Origin of the sequence: Thomasclavelia sp., assembly GCF_047249845.1 — a bacterium.
GTDB lineage: Bacteria > Bacillota_I > Bacilli_A > Erysipelotrichales > Coprobacillaceae > Thomasclavelia.
This window is the reverse complement of the sequence record NZ_JBKTWO010000004.1, coordinates 19351-42870: the sequence shown is the minus strand read 5'-3', so window position 1 is coordinate 42870 and position 23520 is coordinate 19351. Positions and strand designations below refer to the sequence as shown.

24 protein-coding genes are annotated in these 23520 nt (G+C 28.4%); 23 read left to right on the top strand and 1 reads right to left on the bottom strand.

Going from position 1 to position 23520, the window contains the following annotated elements:
• Positions 1–211: 211 nt before the first annotated feature.
• From ACLR9T_RS01780 to ACLR9T_RS01755, 6 genes are all read left to right on the top strand, one after another.
• Positions 212–1402, top strand: a complete 1191-nt coding sequence (locus ACLR9T_RS01780) for a coenzyme F420-0:L-glutamate ligase (protein WP_413107819.1) — start codon at positions 212–214, stop codon at positions 1400–1402.
• Positions 1403–1419: 17 nt separating this feature from the next.
• Positions 1420–2721 (top strand): glutamine-hydrolyzing GMP synthase, encoded by a 1302-nt coding sequence (guaA, locus tag ACLR9T_RS01775; RefSeq protein WP_413107818.1) that lies wholly within the window; start codon positions 1420–1422, stop codon positions 2719–2721.
• Positions 2722–3309: 588 nt separating this feature from the next.
• Entirely contained in the window at positions 3310–3480 is a 171-nt protein-coding gene (locus tag ACLR9T_RS01770; RefSeq protein WP_413107858.1) for a TnpV protein, read from the top strand.
• Between the two features lie 85 nt (positions 3481–3565).
• Entirely contained in the window at positions 3566–4036 is a 471-nt protein-coding gene (locus tag ACLR9T_RS01765; protein WP_413107817.1) for a hypothetical protein, read from the top strand.
• Between the two features lie 85 nt (positions 4037–4121).
• Entirely contained in the window at positions 4122–4607 is a 486-nt protein-coding gene (locus ACLR9T_RS01760) for a GNAT family N-acetyltransferase (protein WP_413107816.1), read from the top strand.
• 38 nt (positions 4608–4645) lie between these two features.
• Positions 4646–5062 carry a GNAT family N-acetyltransferase gene (locus tag ACLR9T_RS01755; protein ID WP_413107815.1) on the top strand — a complete coding sequence of 139 codons (417 nt, stop codon included), beginning with the start codon at positions 4646–4648 and terminating at the stop codon, positions 5060–5062.
• Between the two features lie 505 nt (positions 5063–5567).
• On the opposite strand, the gene ACLR9T_RS01750 is transcribed toward ACLR9T_RS01755, so the two are convergent.
• Complete coding sequence (locus ACLR9T_RS01750) at positions 5568–6935, bottom strand: MATE family efflux transporter (RefSeq protein ID WP_413107814.1); 1368 nt, start codon at positions 6933–6935, stop codon at positions 5568–5570.
• A gap of 148 nt (positions 6936–7083) precedes the next feature.
• Between ACLR9T_RS01750 and ACLR9T_RS01745 the strand changes: the two genes are divergently transcribed.
• The 17 genes from ACLR9T_RS01745 (at position 7084) to ACLR9T_RS01665 (ending at position 23498) form a co-directional block, all read left to right on the top strand.
• Positions 7084–7614, top strand: coding sequence for a PadR family transcriptional regulator (locus tag ACLR9T_RS01745; RefSeq protein WP_413107813.1), 531 nt, complete (start codon positions 7084–7086; stop codon positions 7612–7614).
• A 99-nt stretch (positions 7615–7713) separates the two neighbouring features.
• Positions 7714–8754, top strand: a complete 1041-nt coding sequence (gene rsmH, locus ACLR9T_RS01740; protein WP_413107812.1) for a 16S rRNA (cytosine(1402)-N(4))-methyltransferase RsmH — start codon at positions 7714–7716, stop codon at positions 8752–8754.
• 252 nt (positions 8755–9006) lie between these two features.
• Positions 9007–9435 (top strand): hypothetical protein, encoded by a 429-nt coding sequence (locus tag ACLR9T_RS01735; RefSeq protein WP_413107811.1) that lies wholly within the window; start codon positions 9007–9009, stop codon positions 9433–9435.
• Positions 9436–9449: 14 nt separating this feature from the next.
• Positions 9450–9746: a hypothetical protein gene (locus tag ACLR9T_RS01730; protein ID WP_413107810.1), complete on the top strand. Its 297-nt coding sequence runs from the start codon at positions 9450–9452 to the stop codon at positions 9744–9746.
• A 10-nt stretch (positions 9747–9756) separates the two neighbouring features.
• A complete protein-coding gene (locus tag ACLR9T_RS01725) occupies positions 9757–10029 on the top strand; it encodes a hypothetical protein (protein ID WP_413107809.1) in 273 nt (90 codons plus the stop codon).
• Between the two features lie 13 nt (positions 10030–10042).
• Positions 10043–11284, top strand: a complete 1242-nt coding sequence (locus ACLR9T_RS01720) for a hypothetical protein (protein ID WP_413107808.1) — start codon at positions 10043–10045, stop codon at positions 11282–11284.
• Between the two features lie 12 nt (positions 11285–11296).
• Entirely contained in the window at positions 11297–11938 is a 642-nt protein-coding gene (locus ACLR9T_RS01715) for a DUF443 family protein (protein ID WP_413107807.1), read from the top strand.
• 4 nt (positions 11939–11942) lie between these two features.
• Positions 11943–12233, top strand: coding sequence for a DUF4176 domain-containing protein (locus ACLR9T_RS01710; RefSeq protein ID WP_413107806.1), 291 nt, complete (start codon positions 11943–11945; stop codon positions 12231–12233).
• A 233-nt stretch (positions 12234–12466) separates the two neighbouring features.
• Positions 12467–12700, top strand: a complete 234-nt coding sequence (locus ACLR9T_RS01705) for a hypothetical protein (RefSeq protein ID WP_413107805.1) — start codon at positions 12467–12469, stop codon at positions 12698–12700.
• Between the two features lie 270 nt (positions 12701–12970).
• Positions 12971–13204: a hypothetical protein gene (locus ACLR9T_RS01700; protein ID WP_413107804.1), complete on the top strand. Its 234-nt coding sequence runs from the start codon at positions 12971–12973 to the stop codon at positions 13202–13204.
• Positions 13201–13692: a reverse transcriptase domain-containing protein gene (locus tag ACLR9T_RS01695; protein WP_413107803.1), complete on the top strand. Its 492-nt coding sequence runs from the start codon at positions 13201–13203 to the stop codon at positions 13690–13692. Before ACLR9T_RS01700 ends, ACLR9T_RS01695 begins: the two co-directional genes overlap by 4 nt.
• A gap of 687 nt (positions 13693–14379) precedes the next feature.
• Positions 14380–15906 (top strand): TRAFAC clade GTPase domain-containing protein, encoded by a 1527-nt coding sequence (locus ACLR9T_RS01690; protein WP_413107802.1) that lies wholly within the window; start codon positions 14380–14382, stop codon positions 15904–15906.
• Between the two features lie 10 nt (positions 15907–15916).
• Positions 15917–16159, top strand: coding sequence for a hypothetical protein (locus ACLR9T_RS01685; RefSeq protein WP_413107801.1), 243 nt, complete (start codon positions 15917–15919; stop codon positions 16157–16159).
• A 57-nt stretch (positions 16160–16216) separates the two neighbouring features.
• On the top strand, positions 16217–17941 hold the full coding sequence (locus ACLR9T_RS01680) for a TRAFAC clade GTPase domain-containing protein (RefSeq protein WP_413107800.1): 1725 nt from the start codon (positions 16217–16219) through the stop codon (positions 17939–17941).
• 4 nt (positions 17942–17945) lie between these two features.
• Positions 17946–20111, top strand: coding sequence for a hypothetical protein (locus tag ACLR9T_RS01675; protein ID WP_413107799.1), 2166 nt, complete (start codon positions 17946–17948; stop codon positions 20109–20111).
• Positions 20112–20124: 13 nt separating this feature from the next.
• The gene (locus ACLR9T_RS01670; RefSeq protein ID WP_413107798.1) at positions 20125–21270 is read left to right on the top strand and encodes a hypothetical protein; all 1146 of its coding nucleotides are present in this window, start codon (positions 20125–20127) and stop codon (positions 21268–21270) included.
• Positions 21271–21281: 11 nt separating this feature from the next.
• On the top strand, positions 21282–23498 hold the full coding sequence (locus tag ACLR9T_RS01665; protein WP_413107797.1) for a vWA domain-containing protein: 2217 nt from the start codon (positions 21282–21284) through the stop codon (positions 23496–23498).
• The last annotated feature ends 22 nt before the right edge of the window (positions 23499–23520 follow it).

Sequence of the window (23520 nt, the reverse complement as noted above, 5' to 3'; positions counted from 1 at the left end):
GATAATTATTGAACTTTGTGTTTAAAAGACATGAATATACATATGTTTTAATCATCTAGGATTTTTATGAATAGTACTATGATACTTGAAATTGTTGTCCTATTTTGATATTATTTAGCAGTAGAATATAGATGATAGAAAAAACACAAAATTATAACTTAAAACGGTTATAAAATGTTTGTTTGTGAGTTTTAACAGAAAGGTGAAATATATGGAAAGAAAAGTAGGTACTATATCAAGAGGAGTACGTTGTCCAATTATTCGTGAAAACGATGATTTGGCCAAAATCGTAGTAAACAGTGTATTAGATGCAGCAAGTAGTGAAGGATTTTCATTAAGAGATCGTGATGTTATTGCAATCACTGAATCAATTGTAGCTAGAGCACAAGGTAACTATGCAAGTATTGATGCTATTGCAAAAGATGTAAAAGAAAAATTAGGTGGAGAAACAATTGGGGTTATCTTTCCTATCTTGTCACGTAATCGGTTTTCTATCTGTTTAAAAGGGATTGCTAAAGGGGCTAAAAAAGTAGTATTAATGTTAAGTTATCCAAGTGATGAAGTAGGTAATGAATTAGTTTCTTTAGATAAATTAGATGAAGCAAATGTTAATCCTTATAGTGATGTTTTAACTTTAGAAAAATATCGAGAATTATTTGGTGAAAATAAACATGAATTTACTGGTGTGGATTATGTTGCATACTATGGAGATTTAATTAGAGAAATGGGTGCCGAAGTAGAAATTATTTTTGCTAACCAGGCTAAAACAATTTTAAATTATGCTGATCATATTTTAACTTGTGATATCCATACTCGAGCAAGAACAAAACGAATCTTAAAAGCGGCTGGAGCAAAAGCTGTATGTGGAATGGATGATATTTTAACTAGTAGTGTAGATGGAAGTGGATATAATCGTAATTACGGATTATTAGGTTCTAATAAATCAACTGAAGATACAATTAAATTATTTCCAAATGACTGTTTACCATTAGTAACTGATATTCAAGAACAAATATTGAAAGCTACAGGAAAACATGTTGAAGTAATGGTTTATGGAGATGGTGCGTTTAAAGATCCTCAAGGAAAAATTTGGGAATTAGCTGATCCTGTAGTATCACCTGCTTATACTGAGGGGTTAAAGGGGACACCTAATGAATTAAAATTGAAGTATTTAGCGGATAATGATTTTAAAGATTTAAGTGGAGAAGCTTTAAAAGAAGCTATTTCTAAAAGTATAAAGGAAAAAGATGATAACTTAGTTGGTAATATGGCTTCACAAGGGACAACACCAAGACAGTTAACAGATTTAATTGGTAGTTTATGTGATTTAACTAGTGGAAGTGGTGATAAAGGAACACCGGTTGTATTAGTTCAAGGATATTTTGATAATTATACAAATTAAAAAGGGGGTTAAGAAAGATGAAGCAAGATACAATTGTTATTTTAGATTTAGGTAGTCATGAAAATACGACTATTGCTCGTTGTGTACGAGAAATTGGGGTATTTAGTGAAATTAAAGCTCATGATATTACAGTTGAAGAATTAAAAGCAATGTCTAATGTAAAAGGAATTATCATTAGTGGTGGAGAAAATAATATTATTGATGGACAAACAATTGATGTAAATCCCGATATATATGAAGCTGGTTATCCAGTAATGGCTTATGATCATGCCTTGGCAAAAGTAGAAAATAAATCTTTTCCAGCAAGTTATGAAGCTTTAAAAGAAGAATTAACTGCTTTTGTAATTGATACTTGTAAGGCTGAAAAGAATTGGAATATGAAAAACTTTGTGGCTGATCAAGTGGAATTGATTCGTCAACAAGTTGGAGACCGTAAAGTATTATTAGCATTATCTGGAGGGGTAGATTCTTCAGTAGTAGCTGCATTATTAATTAAAGCAATTGGTAAACAATTAGTTTGTGTTCATGTTAATCATGGATTAATGCGTAAAGGGGAATCAGAAGATGTAGTTGATGTATTCTCTAATCAATTAGATGCTAATTTAGTATATGTTGATGCAAGTGAACGTTTCTTAGATAAATTAGCAGGTGTTGGTGATCCAGAAGAAAAGCGTAAGATCATCGGAGCTGAATTTATTCGCGTATTTGAAGAAGAAGCACGTAAATTAGATGGGATTGATTTTTTAGCTCAGGGGACTATCTATCCAGATATTATAGAATCAGGAACTAAAACAGCTAAATGTGTTAAATCACATCATAATGTAGGAGGTCTACCTGAAGATTTACAATTTGAATTAGTTGAACCACTATATCAATTATTCAAAGACGAAGTACGAGCTTGTGGAATTGAGTTAGGATTACCACATAATATGGTTTATAGACAACCTTTCCCAGGTCCTGGACTTGGAGTTCGTTGTTTAGGTGCAATTACAAAAGAACGTTTAGAAGCTGTACGTGAATCTGATGCAATTTTAAGAGAAGAATTTGCTAAAGCTGGTTTAGATAAAACTGTATGGCAGTATTTTACAGCTATTCCAGAATTTAAGTCAGTAGGTGTTAAAAATAATGAACGTTGTTTTGAGTATCCTGTTATTATTCGAGCAGTAAATACAATAGATGCAATGACTGCCTCTATTGAACAGATTGAATGGCCAATTCTTACTAAGATTACAGAGCGTATTTTACAAGAAGTACCAAATGTAAATAGAGTTGTATATGACTTATCACCTAAGCCATGTGCAACAATTGAGTGGGAATAAGAAAATAATAAAAAATGCTTTCTATGTAGGTAAATAGAAGCATTTTTTTGGTATGCCAGGCATGGCATATATCTAGTTGGTGAAAGTCCACTGTGGGGGTGATGTCGCAACTGCCAACCACTAGCCAATATCAAGGGTGTCTATTGTGAGGTAGAATCTGAAAGTGGTACTATGTCAAGATTTCGGACTACATAAATGTAAGAATCTGGGTTGTGTTAGTTTGAACTAACTTAATAACTGTGTTCATGCTCGTTCGGTGATCTATAGTCACAGTGTGAATGTATCCTTACTGTATTATAGAATCCTTCTATATATTCAAACCCCAGCTAATATGCCTAGCTATAATTCTTTATCCTGTATTTGTTTAGCCACTCCCTTTTGAAATAATAGTACCGTTATTGCTTTGAGCATTTTTAAGCTACTTATGAACAGTGCTGTCTGCAATACCAAACTGCTTGGCAACAGACAACTTCGACTCATCGAGATGATCTAAAACATATTGTATAACCCACTGTTTAAATTCGTCTGTAAATGATGGTTTACTCATTGTCATGTACCTCTAATCAGTTAAACAATTATCTATAAAATATTGATAAAGAAGCAAATGAAATGTATGAGCAATTGCTAATTGATTTCAAAAAACAAAGAAGTATAATAGAAGAATTAAAAGTGAAGAATCAAATGCTGTGGATACAAGAAATGAGCAATATTCGTAATTGTATGGATGAGGTTATTAGAAAAGAAGTGATTGAAATATAAGAGATTGTAGCGATACAATCTTTTTTTCATAGAGTGTTGTTTTTATACAATAGTTAGGTTGTAAATGGTATAATTGTTCCATAAATTGGAATTTGTAGAGGGTAAAGATATGGAAATAAATGACATAATATATGAAGAAGATGAAAGTGGTCATATTATATGCTCTGCACTTGAAAAGTATATGAGGGTTGAAGGTGTTTGGGCTTTATATGGGAAATCTAAAAAATCACTTAAATATGAATGCTTAAATGTAGGAAAATCAAAGGACGTTGGATATGAAATCTTGTATGATATCGGTTGTTTGCACTATCTTAAAATTAGAGAAGATGGCACTGTAAGTTATATTAATCAATTTAATGAATCTTGCGATTTCTTATACAAATCAGGACAGTCACAAGAATATTTGTATCCTATCATTTCATCAAGATATAACTCATTTAAATTTGTTTATATACATGGCAAATCAAGCAGGGACATAGAAAAATCTTATGCTCATGAACACTATGCTATCTTTTGGAGAAATGGTAAACCCTATGGTGTTAAAAATAAAGGTTAATTTAATTAAAAACTTATAAATGATAAAATTCTAGTTTGTTAAATACCAATAACAAAATGGATAGTTGAAAATAAAGGAGAAGGTTATGTTGGAGTTAAGAGCATTAATTGATAGTGATATCCCATTGATAGAGAAGTGGCTGAATAAAGACCATGTAAAAAAATGGTATGAGATTCCTCATATGGGAGTAACACTTAATGATTGGATGATAGAAATTAAAAACCGTAATTGTGAGTTTAACTGGTTGTATCATTTTATAGTAATGCATGATGGTAAGTCAATTGGGCTTTGTCAATATTATAAATGTATAGATAGTGATGAGGAATATGGAAATTTAGTAGTAGAAGGGGCATATGGAATTGATTATTTTATAGGTGAAGAGTCTTATCTTGGTAAAGGTGTAGGCAAACAGATGATAATGGCTTTAATGGATAAGATATTTTCTTTACCAGATGCACTTAGAATTACAGCAGATATTGATAAAAAGAATAAAGCCTCAGAAGGTGTTTTATTATCATGTGGTTTTGTCTTGTTTGATCCTGTAGAAAGTCGTTATGTCATAGAAAAATAATTATAAAAAGAACTATGACGGAAAGAATAGGTTGGATGATGGAAATTAAGTATATGCAATATGAGGATAGGAATTTTTGGTTTAGTCTAGATACTCATATAACTGAAATGGAGTATAATAATAAAGTTCAAAGCAAAAGAGGGTATATATTATTTCTTGATGATAATCCAATTGGGTTGTTAAGATATAATTTGTTTTGGGACAATACGCCATTTTGTAATATGCTTTATATTATAGAGCAATATCAAGGCCAAGGATATGGTAAAGCATTAATGAATTATTGGGAAAATGAAATGAAGCAACAAGGCTATGGAATGCTGTTGACTTCTACACAAGTAGATGAAGAAGCACAACATTTTTATAGAAAACTAGGATATAAAGATTGTGGTAGTCTAATTATAGATATTCCAAAATATAAACAACCAATGGAATTGTTTTTACTAAAATCTATATAATAACAAAAAAAGAATGTAAATATATAAACCTAAACTATTAGAATTATAGGTGTAGTTATGGGAAATTAGATGAATAAATACTAAAAGCAAGAATTTAGTATTTATGGTCTTGCTGGTTTTAAAATAAATAATTAAAGAGACAAATATATGTCGTTTTCTAAATTTGAGAATCAAAATATGTATTATAACATTATTGGAGAGAGACAACTTCTTATGTTGCTACATGGTAATACTGCATCATCAAAGTAGTGATACAGTTAAACATTTTATTGATTATCAAATTAATAATATGGTAAAGAAGAAATTTTATTAAGTTCCAACTTATTTTGAGGAATTGTTAAATTGATATATTGATGAACTGCCATTAAAAGAAGATATATCTATATTAGTATAAGCATTTAAATAAAGAATTGCTTTACTTAAAAAAACGCCATTACCTAAATTTAAGTAATGGTGATATATATTTTAAATACTTTAAAACTTGGATATTAGTAGCATTTTTATATTATGTTTTTATTATTGAAGCAATGGCTAATTTTTTATGTAGAGCTACTGCCATAAAGACAGTGATAATTGTAGAGATGATATCGGCAATAGGTTGAGCATAAATAATTCCGTTCATTCCCCAAGCTAAAGTTAAAAATAGAATAGCTGGAATAAAGCATATTCCTTGTCGGCATGTGCCAAGAATTAAACCTTCTTTTGCTTTTCCTAGAGCTAGAAATAAAGATGAGTAAACAGTATAAAAACCAAAACAGAAAAACGAAATTCCGTTAGCAAATAATGCTTTTTGTCCAATGTTGATAAGCTGGAGGTCATCTTTTGTAAATTGCGAAATAATTGGTTTTGAAAATATTACTAAGATTAAACCAAAGATAACACAAAATATTGTTGACCATAAAGCTGTGGTTTTTATAGCTTCACGCAAACGTTTATAATTTTTAGCACCATAATTAAAACCTGCTATTGGTTGAAAACCTTTAATAAATCCAAAGACAATTAAACTACCCATAGAAACAATTCTAGTTACATCACCCATTCCTGCTATTATGGAATCGCCATAACCATTTTTCTTTGCAATGCCACTTATAAGAGCTATAGAAAGACTTGTTAATAACTGAAAAATTAGGGTAGGGATACCAATTTTAAAGATTTCAGACATGATTTCTTTTGTAAAACAACATTCCTTAAAATGAAAACTAAAGTTACTTTTTTTACTAAAAATGTATACTAGATACACAAGAGTAGATATAACCTGAGAAATAGCTGTTGCAATTGCTGCTCCAGCAATACCTAAATCAAGGGTATAAATAAAGAGGGGATCAAGAATTATATTCAATGTGGCACCTGCTAATAATGCAATCATTGTAGTTTTTGCAGCACCTTCACTCGTGACAATATTATTCATCGTGACATTGAATATATTAAAAATTGAAGAGATAATATAAATACTTGTGTAAGTTATGGCATAAGGTAAGATGCTTTGGGTGGCACCTAATATTCTTAAAATTGGATTTAAGAATATAATTGTTAAAATTATCATTATTCCTCCAACAATAATACTGCTATATAATGATGTACTAGCAACTTTAGCAGCTTGCCTTTTTTCACCATTACCTAATAATCTTGATATGTAAGAGGCACCACCACTACCAAATAGTAAACCTAAACCTACAATTATCTGGCCTAATGGAAAAGCAACTGTAATAGCACCATTTTGTGCAGTTCCTAAACCGGCGACAAAATAAGCATCTACTAAATTGTATAAGGCATTGATCATCATTCCAATCATAGTAGGTAATCCAAGCGCTAATAGTGCTTTAGGTATCGGGGCATTTCTTAATAATTCAATCTTTTTGTTACTCTGGTTCATGTTTAACACTCCTTTTCATTGACATTAATTATAAAATAAAGTACTATAAAATATAGTAATAGTACTTGCTTGATAATACTATAATTTATAGTATGTGTCAATATATAATTACTATAAATTATAGTAATTTATTAGAAAGGATGATTTTATGACAACGATTGATTTAATTGTATTAGGTATTTTAGAAAAAGAATCTTTAAGTGCTTATGATATTCAAAAATTAGTAGAATATCGTAATATATCTAAATGGGTGAAAATTAGTACTCCTTCAATATATAAAAAGGTAATTCAATTAGAAGAAAAAGGTTATATTAAAAGTACTATGGTTAAAGAAGGAAAGATGGCAGAAAAAGCTGTTTATTCTTTAACTTCAGAAGGTAAAGTTGAGTTTGAAAAATTAATGCTTAAAATCTCATTACAGCCGATTAATATATTTTTAGATTTCAATGCAGTAATAGTTAATTTAAATAGCCTTTCATTGAAAGAACAAAAAATTTGTTTAGAAAATATTGAAAATAATATTAAATTGATGAAAGGATACATAGAAGAAAATATAAATCTTAAAGAAAATATTATAGAAATTCCAGATACTGGAAAAGCAGTTTTACAGCAACAGTTTATTTTAGCCCAGGCAATTGAAGACTGGATTATATCTGTAAAAGAAAAATTAAATAATTAATTACATTTCAAATACTTTATAAATGATTTTAAACTGTGGACAATTAATATTTTATGATGGTAATATAAGATAACGACTTAAAAAGAAAGGAATCTAATAATGGAACCTAAACATAAAAGAAGAGTTAGATATAAAGGAACTCATCCTAAAAAATATAATGAAAAATATAAAGAACTAAATCCCGAATTATATCCAGAAACAATTGAAAAAGTAATCAAAAAAGGCGGTACCCCAGTAGGAATGCACTTATCAATCATGGTTGATGAAATTCTAGAATTTTTAAATATTCAAGAAGGACAGATTGGTTTAGATTGTACTTTAGGATATGGTGGACATACTTTAAAAATGCTTGAATGTTTGAATCATACTGGTCATATGTATGCTTTAGATATTGATCCTATTGAAAGTGTGAAAACTAAACAAAGATTATTAAATAAAGGATATGGTGAAGATGTTTTAACAATTAAAAATTGTAACTTTAAAGATATTGATCTTGTATCAAAAGAAGTAGGATTATTTGATTTTGTTTTAGCTGACTTAGGAGTATCTTCAATGCAAATAGACAATCCAGAACGAGGCTTTTCATATAAAAAAGAAGGTCCTTTAGATTTAAGATTAAATCCCCAAAAAGGAATTCCAGCAGCGACTAGATTAAAGCAATTAAATAAAGAACAATTAGAACATCTTTTTATCGAAAACTCTGATGAACCCTATGCTAAAGAAATAGCAAAAAACATTGATTCCTATTTAAAATCAGGACAAACAATTTCAACAACAACTCATTTATATAAAATAATTGAAAAAAGCTTATCCTTTATTCCGATAAAAGAAAGAAAAGAAACAGTTAAAAAATCAGCAGCTAGAATCTTTCAAGCATTACGAATAGAAGTAAATAGTGAATTTGAGGTTCTAGTAGAATTTATGGATAAACTACCTACAATTCTTAAACCAGGTGGTAGAGTAGCAATTCTAACGTTTCATTCAGGTGAAGATCGACTTGTTAAAAAGTCATTTAAGGAAATGAAAAATCTTGGTATTTATAGTGATGTAGCAAGAAATGTGATTAGACCAAGTAAAGAAGAATGTCATATCAATAGTCGGGCTAAATCAACTAAAATGCGATGGGCGATTAAAGCTTAAATATATATCTTATTTATAATTAATGAAAATTTATAGTTGGTTGAAAAATAAAGAAATTTTATTTATATGATTTATAAAAATATTATAGGATTATCATGAATTAAATTGGTGAAAAATAGTTATAAGATTAAAAATAAGCCATATTTTATATTTTGTACTTTATTGTTTATTATAAAAAATAAGTATATAATTTAAGATGAATAGACAGTATGTTTTAAAATATTTATTTTTTAATTAGAAGGGAGAAATTAGATGAGTAATTATTATAAAATTCGGCAAGAAATAAATAATTGTTATGATAGAATTTACTTTTTGCAATCTCAAAATAATAAATTAGAAAATAAACTTAATGAATTATACGTGCTTAAGCAAAACTATAATATGGTTGAAAATAGATATAATGAGTATAATTACCAAAAAAATATTCAAGCAAAAAAAATCGGTGAAACAATTCCCAATTTTAAATTTGCTAAAAGATTGTCAGAAAGTATAATTGAAACAATAAATGGTAAGGAATCGAAAAAGGCAGTTCAAAGTATATGTTTAATGCAAAATAAAATAACTAGAAAAGTAGAAAATATACAAGATGAGATTAATGATAATAAAAGAGAAATTAATTATTTAAAAAACAAGGTATCTGAATTGGAATATCAATTAAGAATAATAAATTTTAATATGTGAGGGGGTGTATTGATATGTCTATTGATTTAGGGAGAGATATAGTTATTTCTGATGATGAGCTTAATCAATTAAATCAAAATATTATTAGTTATTTTGAATATTACACAAATAAATTAAAAGAGTATATTAGTATTATTGATTCTTTAGCATCAAAAGGAATTCCTTCAGGGGTGGTTCATGATAATCTGGAAATTTATATTGAAAGTGCCAATAAGTTAAATGTTGAAATAGCACAATTAAAAGATACAATTACTAAAAGTAATATAAAATTAATAGAAGATTTAGATATTGCAGATGATTGCTTATTTTAGGAGGGGAAACATGTCTACTGTACATATTAAAGTAAATCAAGATGAATTAAATAATATTATTGATTGTTTAAATAAATTAAAAGATGAAAAGTTTGATTTAAATAAACTATCTTTACAAATTTCTAAAGGATTTGCTATTGATTCTGAAAAAAAATTAATTGAATTATTGAGCTCTGTTGACCAATCATTAACAAACTTAATTGACGAAACTTTAAAATTTGTTCAACAGTCAAAAAGAAGCTTTTTAGAATTTGATGAATCATATGCAGCATCATTGAAATAGGGAGAGCAAACAAATGAAAGGGATAATAAGAGACTTTTCTCAATCATCATTGGATAATTTAAGAGGTATAGCTAAAAATACAAATGATACATGGAATTTATTTGATTGGTTTGATGATACCTTTTTAACAGAAGAATTAAATATTAAAGATAATATAAAGGATTTAAATCATTATCATGAAACAATGATGGATAAACATAACATTGGAGAATATAAATTAAACCAAATTTTAAAAAATGTAGATAAAATAGATTGTTCGTATTCAAAAGTCTTTAATAAACTCTATGATATAATTGAAAATCATAATTCAAATATAAATACATTAATATCAATTATTTCACCAACTCATATTGGTGTTGAAACAACTTTATTAAAATCATTTATTATAAAAAGGGATGAATTGTTTTATAACGAAAAGTTAAAAATTCTTTTTGGTACAGATGATTTTAATGAAATAATGGATAAATTAGGAACCAAAAAGGATTTATCAGAGTTGGATATACAAGCTTTTATTTATTTAGCAAAGTTGTATCCAGATAAACCTGTTCCTCCTAATGTAATTAATAATATAACGAATTATATAAACCAATATTATAATTCGGTAGAGGATGGATTAGGCGTTATAAATGATTTAATTAAGCAATCTGGAATCCAAATAATGACTATGGGCAAAGTGATAGATGATTTATTAAAACCATTTATTATTGAAGGGCCAGAAGGAGCAGCTTCTTTTCTGATGTACAATAATAGCAATATAGGTAATGGACTAATTTTATCAGGGAAATTAAAAGACGCAGGATCATCAATTATTAAATTTTCAAAAGGATTCGGACTTTTTTTAGGTTTTGCATCAGTAGGTTTGGGAACATGGGATGATGTCACAAATGATGGAAAAACAATTGGACAAGGAATCACACATAATTTAGGCTCGTTAGGTGCTGGAATTGGAGGAGCTGCAGCAGCTGTAGCCATTGCAGGAGGGCCTGTTGGCTGGGCAGCAATTGGAATTGGTTTTGTAGGAAGTGTTTTTGCAACAGGGGTTTATGATCTGATTTATGATAATGATTTTTTAGGTCTTAGAAGTTTTCTTGATGAAGCTGGCTCTTTTATTGATTCTTCTATTGATTGGTGTGGCGAGAGATTATCAGATATTGGCGAAGGAATTGAAGAAGGATTAGACTGGTGTGGTGAGAAGTTGTCAGATATTGGAGAGGGTGTGAGCGATTTTGTATCGTTCATAAATCCATTTGATTAAGGGAGAGAGAAAATGTTAAAATATAGCAAAAAACAACGGTATTGTTTAACGCAAGAAAAAGATAATTATTATTTGGTGGATTTACGAAGTGGTTTTTTAAATGGATATACATCTGTATTAATGTGGTTTTTTTCTAAAAAAAGTCATCAATTAAATAATCGTGAATTATGTATATTAGAAAATGATAAATTTATTGATGGTTCTGTGAACAAAAATTTATTTATGACAATATTAATTAGTGCTTTTTTAGCTTCGATTTTTGGAGAACAAATATTAAATATTAAATGGAATATTGCAAGTGAAATTAATTTTATTTTGTTTTTTATATTTTTAATAATGGGGTTTATCTTGTGTTTAATAAATAAAAGAAAAGATAAACAAGAATTAGCAAAACTTTTAGGTGAAATAGTATTTGATACAGAAATAAAAATTGAATTTTCTAGTAAAATAGATAAGTTTATATATTTTTTTAAAATGATTTTGGCTTTATTTGTATGTGTATTGTTATTTATTGGAGGCGGTTTTTATTTTGCTGTTATCCAATCTAACCCATTTGGATTATTAGCAGTATTTTTGTTTTCGTATATAGTTTTTGGTACATCATCTATTTTACCAAAAAATTATAACATTAAATCAATTAAAGGGAGAGATTAATGATATGAATACTTTAGGAACTATTTTGTATTTAAAGGGTGGTACGCAAAAAGTAATGATCATAGGAAGAAATGCAATTTTAAAATTAAATGATGAAGAATACCTTTATGACTATGTTGGATGTAGATATCCTAGTGGATTTAGTATGAAAGGTATGATATATTTTAATGAAGAGAATATTGATTCTATACTTTTTTTAGGTTATAGTGATGAAGAAGAAGTTAGAATGTTAGAAGTTTTTAAAGAATGGAAAGATAAAGAGGAATCAAAATATAGAAGAAAAATATTAAAATGAGTATATTTTAAGTGTTTTTGATAATTTAGAACTCTAGAAAGATATAATAAAGTTATGAGCATTGCACGTATATTTAAAATATTATAGATGACTAAGAATAGTACCTAATTCTTAGTCTTTTTGTATGCTGGCATATATCTAGGTGGTGAAAGTCCACTGTGGGGGCGACGTCGCAACTGCCAACCACTAGCCAATATCAAGGGTGTCCATCGTGAGGTGGAATTTGAAAGAAGATGGAGGCAAAACTCCGGTCCGAGGAACACGAATCATATCAGGCATATAACGGGGACGAGTGTGCAAAACAACACAAAGTCATAAGAGGTTGCGGAATAGGACTGTTATATGTAAATATGGAGGGAAAGAGATATGACCTTATCCCGGGAGGTCTTGTGATGGATAATGATATCCTAGTAGCAGCGAATCACAAGAAGTCAGCCGAGGTCGTAGTAGCAAGGAAGTTACTGTAATGGTAATGGAGTGAAGGACTGAACAAATCTATCAGTTATTAAAATTGAATTTGTATTCATGTATGATCTTGGAATATGAGGAAAACTAGTGCCATGAGTAGACAAAGAACGGATGAAAATGCAAAGTTAGTGCATGAATAAGCAAAGAAATGGAGGTAACGAATATTGAAAACTGATAACACATTATTAGAAAATATGCTTAGTGAAGAAAACATTATGTAAGCATATAAACAGGTCAAAAGAAATAAAGGAGCACCTGGTATTGATGGTATGACTATTAGTGAACTTAAAGGATATCTTGAAGAAAATCTAGATATCATAAGGGAAGAAATAAGGACAAGAAAGTACAAACCAAGTCCTGTAAGAAGAATAGAGATACCCAAGGACAACGGTGGAACAAGAAACTTAGGGATTCCAACAGTCATTGATAGAGTTTATACAACAGGCAATAGTGCAGGTTCTTTGATAATGTCCATCATGACAAACTTATCACTTTGGATATGAAGAATGTCAAAAATGGAGAAGTCGTATCACTTATAAGGAAATTTTTGGTGAGTGGAATCATGATAGATAATGAATATAAGGAATCTGTCATAGGGACACCTCAGGGAGGAAGTTTATCGCCACTACTAAGTAACGTAGTGCTTAATGAACTAGATAAGGAACTAGAAACAAGAGGACTTAAGTTTGTAAGATATGCAAATGACAGTATTATATTGGTGCATTCATCAAAAGCAGCGGATAGAGTTATGAGGAACGTATCAAAGTTTATAGAAAACAAACTAGGACTAAAAGTCAATATGATAATAGGATGGGTAAACTACTATAGGATAGGAAATTTCAAAATGAAGTGTAAGCAAATAGATAGTTGGCTACGATTTAGGATAAGAATGTGCATATGGAAACAATGGAAAACACCCCAAAAGAGAATCAAGATGATGATGAAACTGGGTGTTAGTAAGAATCACGCAATAGCGACAGCATATACATGAAAAGGATATGCAAGGATAGCGACGAGCATATCAGTACAGTATGCATTAAGAAATGAAGTACTAAAATATAATGGTCTAGTATTGCTACTAGAGCAATATCAGTTAAAACATATTTAGAATAGATTTGAACCGCCGTGTGCCGAACGGCTTGCCCGGTGGTGTGAGAGGTCGAAAATAAATAAGAAATTTATTTATTTTCTCCTACTCGATTATATCTATAATAGAGTTATTAAATCTTTTCAATTTTCATATTCATAAAAAGCTATTAAACTTAGATAGAATATTTTTGTTTCCTGTTTTAGCAGTAATAAAAATAACTCATATAACTAAAATAAAAAAATTCTTTAAATATTTTAAAGAAATTACAGAAAAAAGTAATTATCTGTTGGACTGTTAGAAAGTATCAATATTTTAAAGATGAACTGCTAAAAACAATATTAACAGCTACAAATTTAAAATTAGAAATAAAAACTATTTTGATAAATAACATTAAGTAGGCCTTGGAAAATTGGGCAAAAACTAAATTAAAGAAAGCAAATAAGAAAATAATCAATAGAATATAGGCCTTTTATTGATGGTAGATATTTGACTAATAACCATGAAAAAACAATAAAAAGATATTCTTGAATACGGGGCTATGATATAATATAGATATATTTTATAAGCATTAAGATGGGGTTGAACGATATGGGTAAAATAAGACAAATTAAATATAATAAAATGTATTGTACTAAATGTGGAGAAGATACTAGTGCTGATTTAGTTGCTTTCAACTTCAGTAAGATCTTTGGTAGAGTAATTAAACAGCAAGAAAATAATATATGGAAACCACTAGTAAATTTAGATTTAAAATTTTATTATACGATTCGTGATGTTTGCCAGGAACTGCGCTTTAAACTTGATCATAATAAAACAAGTGAACTATTTTTAACGGTAGGGCAAGTAATCAAACAATTAGAATTTTTAATGAAACCTACTACATTTACAGAAATGAAAAATAGTCAGCGAAATACTCAGTTATATAATAATATTTATGAAACTATATCATCAAACCATAAAATACCAAATGAAAAAATGAACGAAATTGAAATACTGATCAACACCTTGTCCAATTACCATGTAAATGACGTTATTACAAGTGTACCGTTCCAGTTTATTTTTGACCGTGATGACCTTGGTAATGAAATTCCTATTGGCATTAGATATATGATCAATGATGAGCTATTTGAAGAATATGAGCGTGTTTGTCCTAATTGTGCGCAAAGATTTGATCACCAAGCTGGTTATCATCATGAATTTATTATTGGGTTAGCAGGTTTACCTCAAACTGGTAAAACCGTATACATAGCTTCGTTACTTCATCAGTTAAAAAAATATAATGATAATGACTTTATTTCAATTTCACTGACAGACGATAATCAAAATAATATTTATGATCATATCATTAATGATTATGAAAGCGGTAAAGCAATCAGTAAAACAGAAATAAAAGAGTTGGACAAAACATCTCTTGTATATATTTCTGTAAAGATTAATAAAAAAGATTTTAATTTTGTATTTGTTGATATACCTGGTGAAATCTATGCTCTTGATAGTGATGAAGCCCAGGATCTTATTGGTGAAAAACGACATATTTTAAAAAGTGCTGATATGCTTTGGTATTTTATAGAACCGGCAATGATCATTAACCGCTATCATAATAAAAATAACCCGATATTAAAAAAAGATAATAATGATCAATTATCTAATCTGATTACAACATTAAATAATCTATATTCAAAAAAGCTTCCTGCCTGTATTATTTTAAGTCAATGTGACTTATTACAAAATGATTATCCAATGTTGTTTAAACCAGATATAGATGTTTTAAATGAATATTTGATGGAACATAATGCATTAAATGTTACTAAAACGATGGCATACGTTGAAGAAACAAGAGTATTTGTGAAAAAAATGATTGGCTTTGAAGCTAGTATAGAAGATATTTTTGAAGGATATACAATGTTTGCAATAGCATCTTATGGTTTTGATGTTACAACTATTGTTTCTAAAAACAATAAACTTAGGCCTTCAATGATTGAATTACCTTTTCTTTGGACATTAGCCAATTTAGGATGTCTAAAAGCTAAAAAAGTTACAGTGAATAAAAATATATTTAAAAAGGAAAAAGAATTAATTGAAGAGATTGTTGATAAAAAAGAATTATACATTTAAGGAGAAGAGTATGGATTCAATCAAAGAGATAATCAAAGCTCAAGAATTAAAAAAAATCAATTATGACCCTATTTTTAAAATAATCGCTATTATAGTTACAGTTGTTTTATTATACATCGCCTACAAAATAAGTATGGAAGGCTTTAGAATGGTGCCTGTGATTGGAAATTTACTAAATGATATTTTAATTTTTATAAATGATCTGATTACCAATATTGCAGACATATTTAGAAAAATTTTCGGAAATTTTTAGATAATTCAACATATATTAAGCAGTAATATTTACTACAATAATCAAGGAGGTAAAACTATGGCACTACATAAGGTACATTGTTCAAGATGCGGGAAAGTAATGGATGCAAGTCAGTTGGCATTTGATTTTGGTGATCTTATTAATATTGCACTAGAAAAAATGAAAAACCGACATTTTGGAGCTAGTGAAGAATGGTTTGATCTAACAGGATTAAATTTGTGTTTATATTTAACTTTAGAAGACTTAATAAATGAATATGATTTTGCAAGGACAAGTGAAGATACATATAAAGGTACTTTTATTTTTACGACTGATAAACTAGGCGAACAATTAATTAAAATTGCAAATACACCACAAACAACGATAAATGTTTTAGCTAATAATATTGGAATTGAATATGAAAATTTAACTTATTTTATGGCTAAATCTAAAGAAACTGATCTTGATGAATTGGCAGAGAAAATACAAGAAGTAGCTTATCGTGTTAATAATAATAAAGGAGCAAGAATCGTTGCTTTTGATGTGATTGTGAAAATGCAAAATGATGATCAGGGAAATACTTTTGCAAATAAATTAGAAGTTAAATTTGATGATAAAAAAACTAAGAATATCTCTAAATTTGTTTGTAAAGGAAAAGATGGTTTCCCTTGTGGAAAAGAACTATACGGACATTCAGGAAGATATAAAGAAATTATAATTGGATTAGCTGGAACTGCCCGAGTTGGAAAAACTGCTTATTTAGCAGCATTACTTGCAAGCATCATGCGTGAAGGTGATGGGGTAGATTGTTTAGGCTATGACCAGGACGTATTAATTAATATTGCTTATTCTGGTGATGGCTGGAAAGCATTTAAAGCAGATTTATTAGAACCATATGTATACGGTAAAAAAATAAATAAAACCCCAGTAATTAGAGATACTTCTGCTGATAATAAAGAAGCAGTACCGTTGTTTTCAATGACTTTTAAAGTAAATAATGGTAAAAATTATATTTTTACATTTATCGACATGCCTGGAGAAGTTTATGATGATGCAATTGGTGATGAATCAGGTGCTGATTTCATAACTGCTCAAAGAGAAATTATTAAATCAGCAGATATGATCTGGCTTTGTATTGCTCCTTCACAAATTGCTAAAAAACATATTGTAGCAACAGCTGATCAAGTAAATATTAATATTATGGAAGCTTTTGCTAATATTGAAAAAACGATGCAGGCAATCCAAATGACTAAGAAGATACCAACTGCAGTATTAATTACCCGAAGTGATGAAGCTACTGAGGAATATGGTATTTTTAATCCCGGTTTTAATCCTTTTATCTCATCAAATTATCCGATACAGTATTTAAAGCAAAAAAATATTCAATCACCATGGGTCAATGATAAAGGCGAATTGTTTTATGACAATATGCGTTGGTTTATTGAAAGATCATTTAATTATTTAAATTTAACTCCAGCTATTCCTGCTACTATTGAAAATATATTTGGTAGTTTTACACCTTTAGCAGTTGCTTCTTATGGTTTTTCAGTAGATAATCCTTTTGCTGATAAAGATAATAATAGTAATTTGCCAACACCGTCAATGATTGAAGGACCATTTTTATGGACATTGGCAGTGTTAGGAATTATTCCTGTATATAAAGAGGAATTAGTATTAAAACAACGTAAAAAAATGTTTGGTCTAAAAATAGAAACTTATCAAGAGCTTGAAAATGTATTAGTTAAAGCTGAAGAAAATCATAAAATTTTCTATTATCCTAATCAAGTTAAAGATAGGAGGTAATAAAATGCAGTTATTATACGCAAATGATGGTATTAATTATCGGACAATTAGTAAATCTTTAGCTTTAAGTACCAGTGTAGAAAAGGTGTTATTAGAAACCTATTTAAAATATGATTTTGTTAGCTGCAGTGAAGCATACTCTTCAATTGCCAATGAACCTGAAGCACTAACTTATGTAGTAAGCAATTTAAATAATGAGTTGTCAAAGAATCATTTAATCGTTAGTAAAGCAGGACATATGAGTACGCTTACGACACCTAGTTATTATTTTCATACTTTAATTAAGGATGTTGATGAGGATTTTTTTAAAGAGCATTTTTTTGAAATATTTAATTATAATTTTATTAAAGATCACGAAATAAATAATTATTATCAACACAGTATAGATAATTATCAATTTACAAGTATTCCTTTAAATAGTGTTAGTTTAAATGATGAGCAGTTAATCACCATTCTAGCAACTTTTATGAATAATGTTAAAAGTAATAAAAAAACTAAAATCATTGTTGATGTTAAAGGAGACGAATATAATCACCGTTCAAGAGAAATCTTAGCTTCAATTTATCACTATTTACCTTATGAACTCAGAAAAAGACATGGTTTTGTAACTTATGGAAAAGAAGGAGTAAATGAAAGTGGGCGTGTTTCATTTGTTTTATATGCTCTTGATGAGTTAAGAAATATTGATAATACATTTATAAAATTAGATGCTATAGACATAGCAGCTCTTACTAATACTGTTGATAGTAAATATCTTAATTATGCAACATATTTAGTATCTTCACTAGGTCAAAAAGAACGTCTTGCACATTTTGAAAATCTAAGTAAACTTGCTAAAAACGGTCGTTTAAAAATTGATGATTGTGTTACATATTTCTCTAATTTAGAAAAATGGCAGCATGGAGTCCAGGAAAAACTATTGCCAGAATGGATTGCTTATGTTGACCAAAATAGTTTTAGAAAAGGGCCTTTATATGAATTGATGATTGAAATTATTCAGGCTAAAGTTAGCAATGAATATTATAATGACTACTTATTTGATAAAGTACTTAATTTGTATAATGAAAAAATTGATAGCTTATCTTCTAAGGCAATAAAAGTAATTCGTTTTGCTGATTACTTGGATGATATTTGTATTGATAAAATAAGATTTTATCAATGGTATGAAAGCCAATTAAAATGTAAAATCAGGAATTTAAATTATAATGAAGCTAAAGATATTATTACATATAAAAAAATTCTTGAGACTGAAGTCAATAGTTTAGAAAAGGTTGATATTGGTTCACAACAAATAAAATTATTATTAATAGAAATTATTAAAAACATAAATATTTTATTAAATAAAATAGAGATTAAATTAACACAGTTTATTAATGAGGAAGCAAAGCAAACTATAACTACATTTAAAAATTTACAAAAACTTTCTTTAAAAGAGTTCTATATAAAAATATTATCTTTAAAAAAAGAAATTATTTTTATTGAAAATACAAATATATTGAATTCTTATCTTGAGAAACGGCTTACTGATTGTTTAAACAAAGAGACTTTATCACAAAGGGAATTAGTTGAATATGAACATTTCATTGATGAAATCAAAAATGATTTAGATAGTAAAGTTTATCAAGAATCTAAAACATTGATTCAATCTAAACTTAATATTTTGTTGGAAGAAAGAAAAGCTAGAATATTTACGATAACTAATAAAACAGATGTTTTAAGTAGTTATAAAATATTACAAAAATACTATTTTCAAGGTTTTTTAAAAACAGAAGATAAAATTGAAGTATTATTTGGGATGAATAGAAAAAAAATGTTAGCAACAGAATTGGAAATGATTTTAGAATTTGTTTTGTTTCCAACAAAGATATCATTAGTTGTTAAAGATAATATAGAATATTTATATGCTTTAAAATTACTATCAGTTCAACATTTTAAATATTTGCTTGATATAGGTGATCGTCATATTAAAAGGGTATTAGATTATTATTTTAAGGAATTCCAGCCAATTGAAATTTCTGGATCGTATGTAGCTAAAGAGCTGCAAATTAAAGCTCCAGAAAATATTAAAGAAATTGTTGAGTTATATAAAGATGATGAAAATGAAGAAGTTTGCTTATTTGTAAAACAATGTAAAACTAAGAAAAAAGGTTTAGGAGGCTTCTTTAAATAGTGAGGGATTAGTAATGGAATATTTATATGAGGTCTCATTGAATGATTTAAAAGATTTAAAGCATATAGAGTGGTTTTTAAGTCATTGTGATGATTATCAATTTAATTCTCTTAAAGCTCAAGAATTGTTGGAATCGTTATTGTATAAGATTAAAAAGAAAAATATATTTTATTATGATTTGATAAATGAATATAGTGAATTAATTAAATTGTTTGAAAACAATCCTTTTAATTATCAATATGATGTATTAGAAGCTAAAAATAAAGGTGTAGAAACTGGAAATATTAACTATTATTTTATTAAAGTTTGGGATAAAGAAAGAAACTGTTATACCGTTCCATATCAGTATATTTTAGATAATCCTATTGAACATGATGTAAAGCAAGCAAAGATTCGTTTTGATAATAAACTATCTGATAATCAAAAAAAAGTAGTTGAAAATTTTGAAGCATTACAAAATCATTATTTAAAGTATTGGCAAAATGGCGTTTGTGACGCAATTAATCGTTATCAAACAGTAAACAATGGTGCATCATATCATCTTATTAAAACGAGTATCCAATTTATTATTTATAACTTTCTATTATTTAAAATTATGCATGAAGCACAATTTTATAATATCATAACTCATATTTGGCAGTTTTTTTCAAATGATCCTGAAGCTATGTATTCTGCTAGTCAAGTATTTAGTGGTCATAGCTATTTAGGAATAGCTGTACTTTTGTTGATTGGGTATTTTATCTATTTAGATTGCTATTATATATATGGTCTGTATTATTTGATTTTTGTAAAAATAAAATATGATCATGTTTATAAGCATCATAACAAAGTTTTAACTTTATATGAGCAGTTTTGTGATGATTGGCGTAAAAGTAAAGAACAATCTTTACCACAACAAATTGCAAAGGTTAAGCACCGTAAAAATATTTATATACCTTTGATCAAAAAGGTTAGTCGCAAATATAATTTTTATGAAATTAGAATTGAAAGAGCAGGTAAAGGAAAGTTAAGAAAAAAGAAGGGTATCATTGATGTTAATCTTCCCTATGTTAGATTTTATAAAACCCCACTGAAAAAACAATATCTTAAATTATTATTACTCTTAATTTTTATTGAGGCAATTTGTAATACGACAATGATCATTAAATATATAAGATAGGAGGGAAAAAAGTGAAAAAGAAAATAAGCATATTTTTGATAGTTTCTATGATATTATCAATGACAATTTATCCTATCTTGGCATTCCAGGATATAGTAAATAAGCAGCTAGATGTTGTTTTAGTACTAGATCAATCAGGGTCGATGAAGAAAAATGATCCTGATGGTTTAATGAAAGAGGCTGCTAAGACATTAATTACCATGATGCCCTCTAATAGTCGGGCTAATGTAATAACATTCAATCGCAGTCGTGCAAAATGGAAAGATAGACTTACAAGCCTTTCAAATGAAAAGCAGACAAAATCAGCAACTGAATGGATCGATGGTGTTGAATATACTGGTGATACAGATTTAGGAAATGCTGTGAGTGATGCTGTTGAAATGTTTGATGAAAATGATGGAAGAACTCATGCTATTTTAGTTTTTTCTGATGGTAAAAATGACTTTGGTTATGAAAAAGGTAAAGAAAAAGAAAGTGACGAGCGATTAAGTGATGCTCTAGTTATCGCTAAAAATACCGGAATTCAAATATATTGTATTGGTTATGGTAGTGAAATGGCTAATATTAGCGATACTCCCTATCAAAAATTAGACAGTGTTGCTATCGCGGATTCAGCAAATCGTATCACTACTAAAACAGACGCAAAGTCTATTAATGATTATTTCAATCTTGTAATTGCTGAATTGATGGAATCAAAAATAGTTTCAATTGTAGATAATAAAATTGAGATTGCTCCAAATGTCAAAGAAGCAAATATTAATATTATTAGTGATAAAGAAATCTCTGATAATAAGATTAAATTAATTGGTCCAGACGGAAAAGAAATCAGTTTTAAAAATAGTAATGCTAAATTGTTTAAGTACAAATATAGTGCTGTTATCAAGTTATATGAACCAGAAACTGGAGTATATACAATTAAAACAAGTGATCCGGCTAAAATCATTGCTAAGTATATTCCTTACTATGAATATACTTTAAAAAGCAGTATTCTAGATAGTAAAGGAAAAGAAATCAAAGAGTTAAATAACGGTCAAGAAGCTACAATAAAATCGATTATCCAACAAGATAATAAAGATGTTGTAACATCAAAAACATATGCAAATTTAAATGCTGTTGCAATCATTACTGCTAAAGATACGAAAGAAAGTAAAGAAGTTAAATTAAATTATCTTGATGGTTATTTAACAGGGAAAGTTAAATTTGACCATGTGGCTACATATAGTGTTGAAATAAGTGTTGAATCCGAGTCTTTTAAATTAGTTGATAGTTTTGAAATCATAACTAACCAGCAGCCAATCACAATAAACAATAAAGCAGCTAATAAAATTGGTAAACAAGTACTTGATAAAACCTTTAAACAATCAGTATCGAAAACGATATCAGTGAGTACTTTGAAAAATGTGATTGAAGATCCGGATCATGTAGGCTTTAAAGTCGTTGACGCTATATCAAATAATGATAATGTAGCTGTAAAGCTAACTGATAAAGGTTTAGAAATGATTGGAAATGATTGGGGCTCTGCTAATGTAACAGTAACTTATGAGGATAATTTAGGTAATCGTGTTGATACTTCATTTGCAGTTAAAGTAACGGATAAAGTTTTATTAGCCTTCTATATGTCTTTACCGATTCTTGCAGTTTTAATTATTTTATTAATTGTGATTATTATTTTAAGAAAATCTAGAATTATAAAAGGAAAATTTACTATTAATAGCATTAGTCTTGAAAGTGATACTAGAACATTGGTATTTGCAGACATAAAAACCTATCCTAGCAATGTGTTTTTTAAATCTAAAAAAACTTTATCAACAGGATTAATGCAATATGCTAAAGATATCTATAATCAATCAAAAAATGATAAATCTGAAATATTATATAATTTAATTAAAGAAGAAACAGAAATAAAAAAAGCTTTAGATGCAGTCAAATTTATTGGAACATATTTAGGAAGACATGGTTGTAAAATCAAAATAAACGATCCAAATATATCTTATGGAAGCAACATGCAATATGGTCAAAAGATAAAAGATGTTTGGAAAAATGATAAAGACTTTACATTCTATGTAAAAGATAATATGGGTTTAGAAGTTTGCATTACTGGACATTATTCCACATCTTTTATAAGAGGAAAAGAGTCATTTGATTCTAATATGGATATGTTTACACAAGATAATCAGACTAAAAAAGCAGATGAATCATTCGAAGATTTTGATGATCTTACATTTTAAAAATAGGAAAGTGAGAAAATAA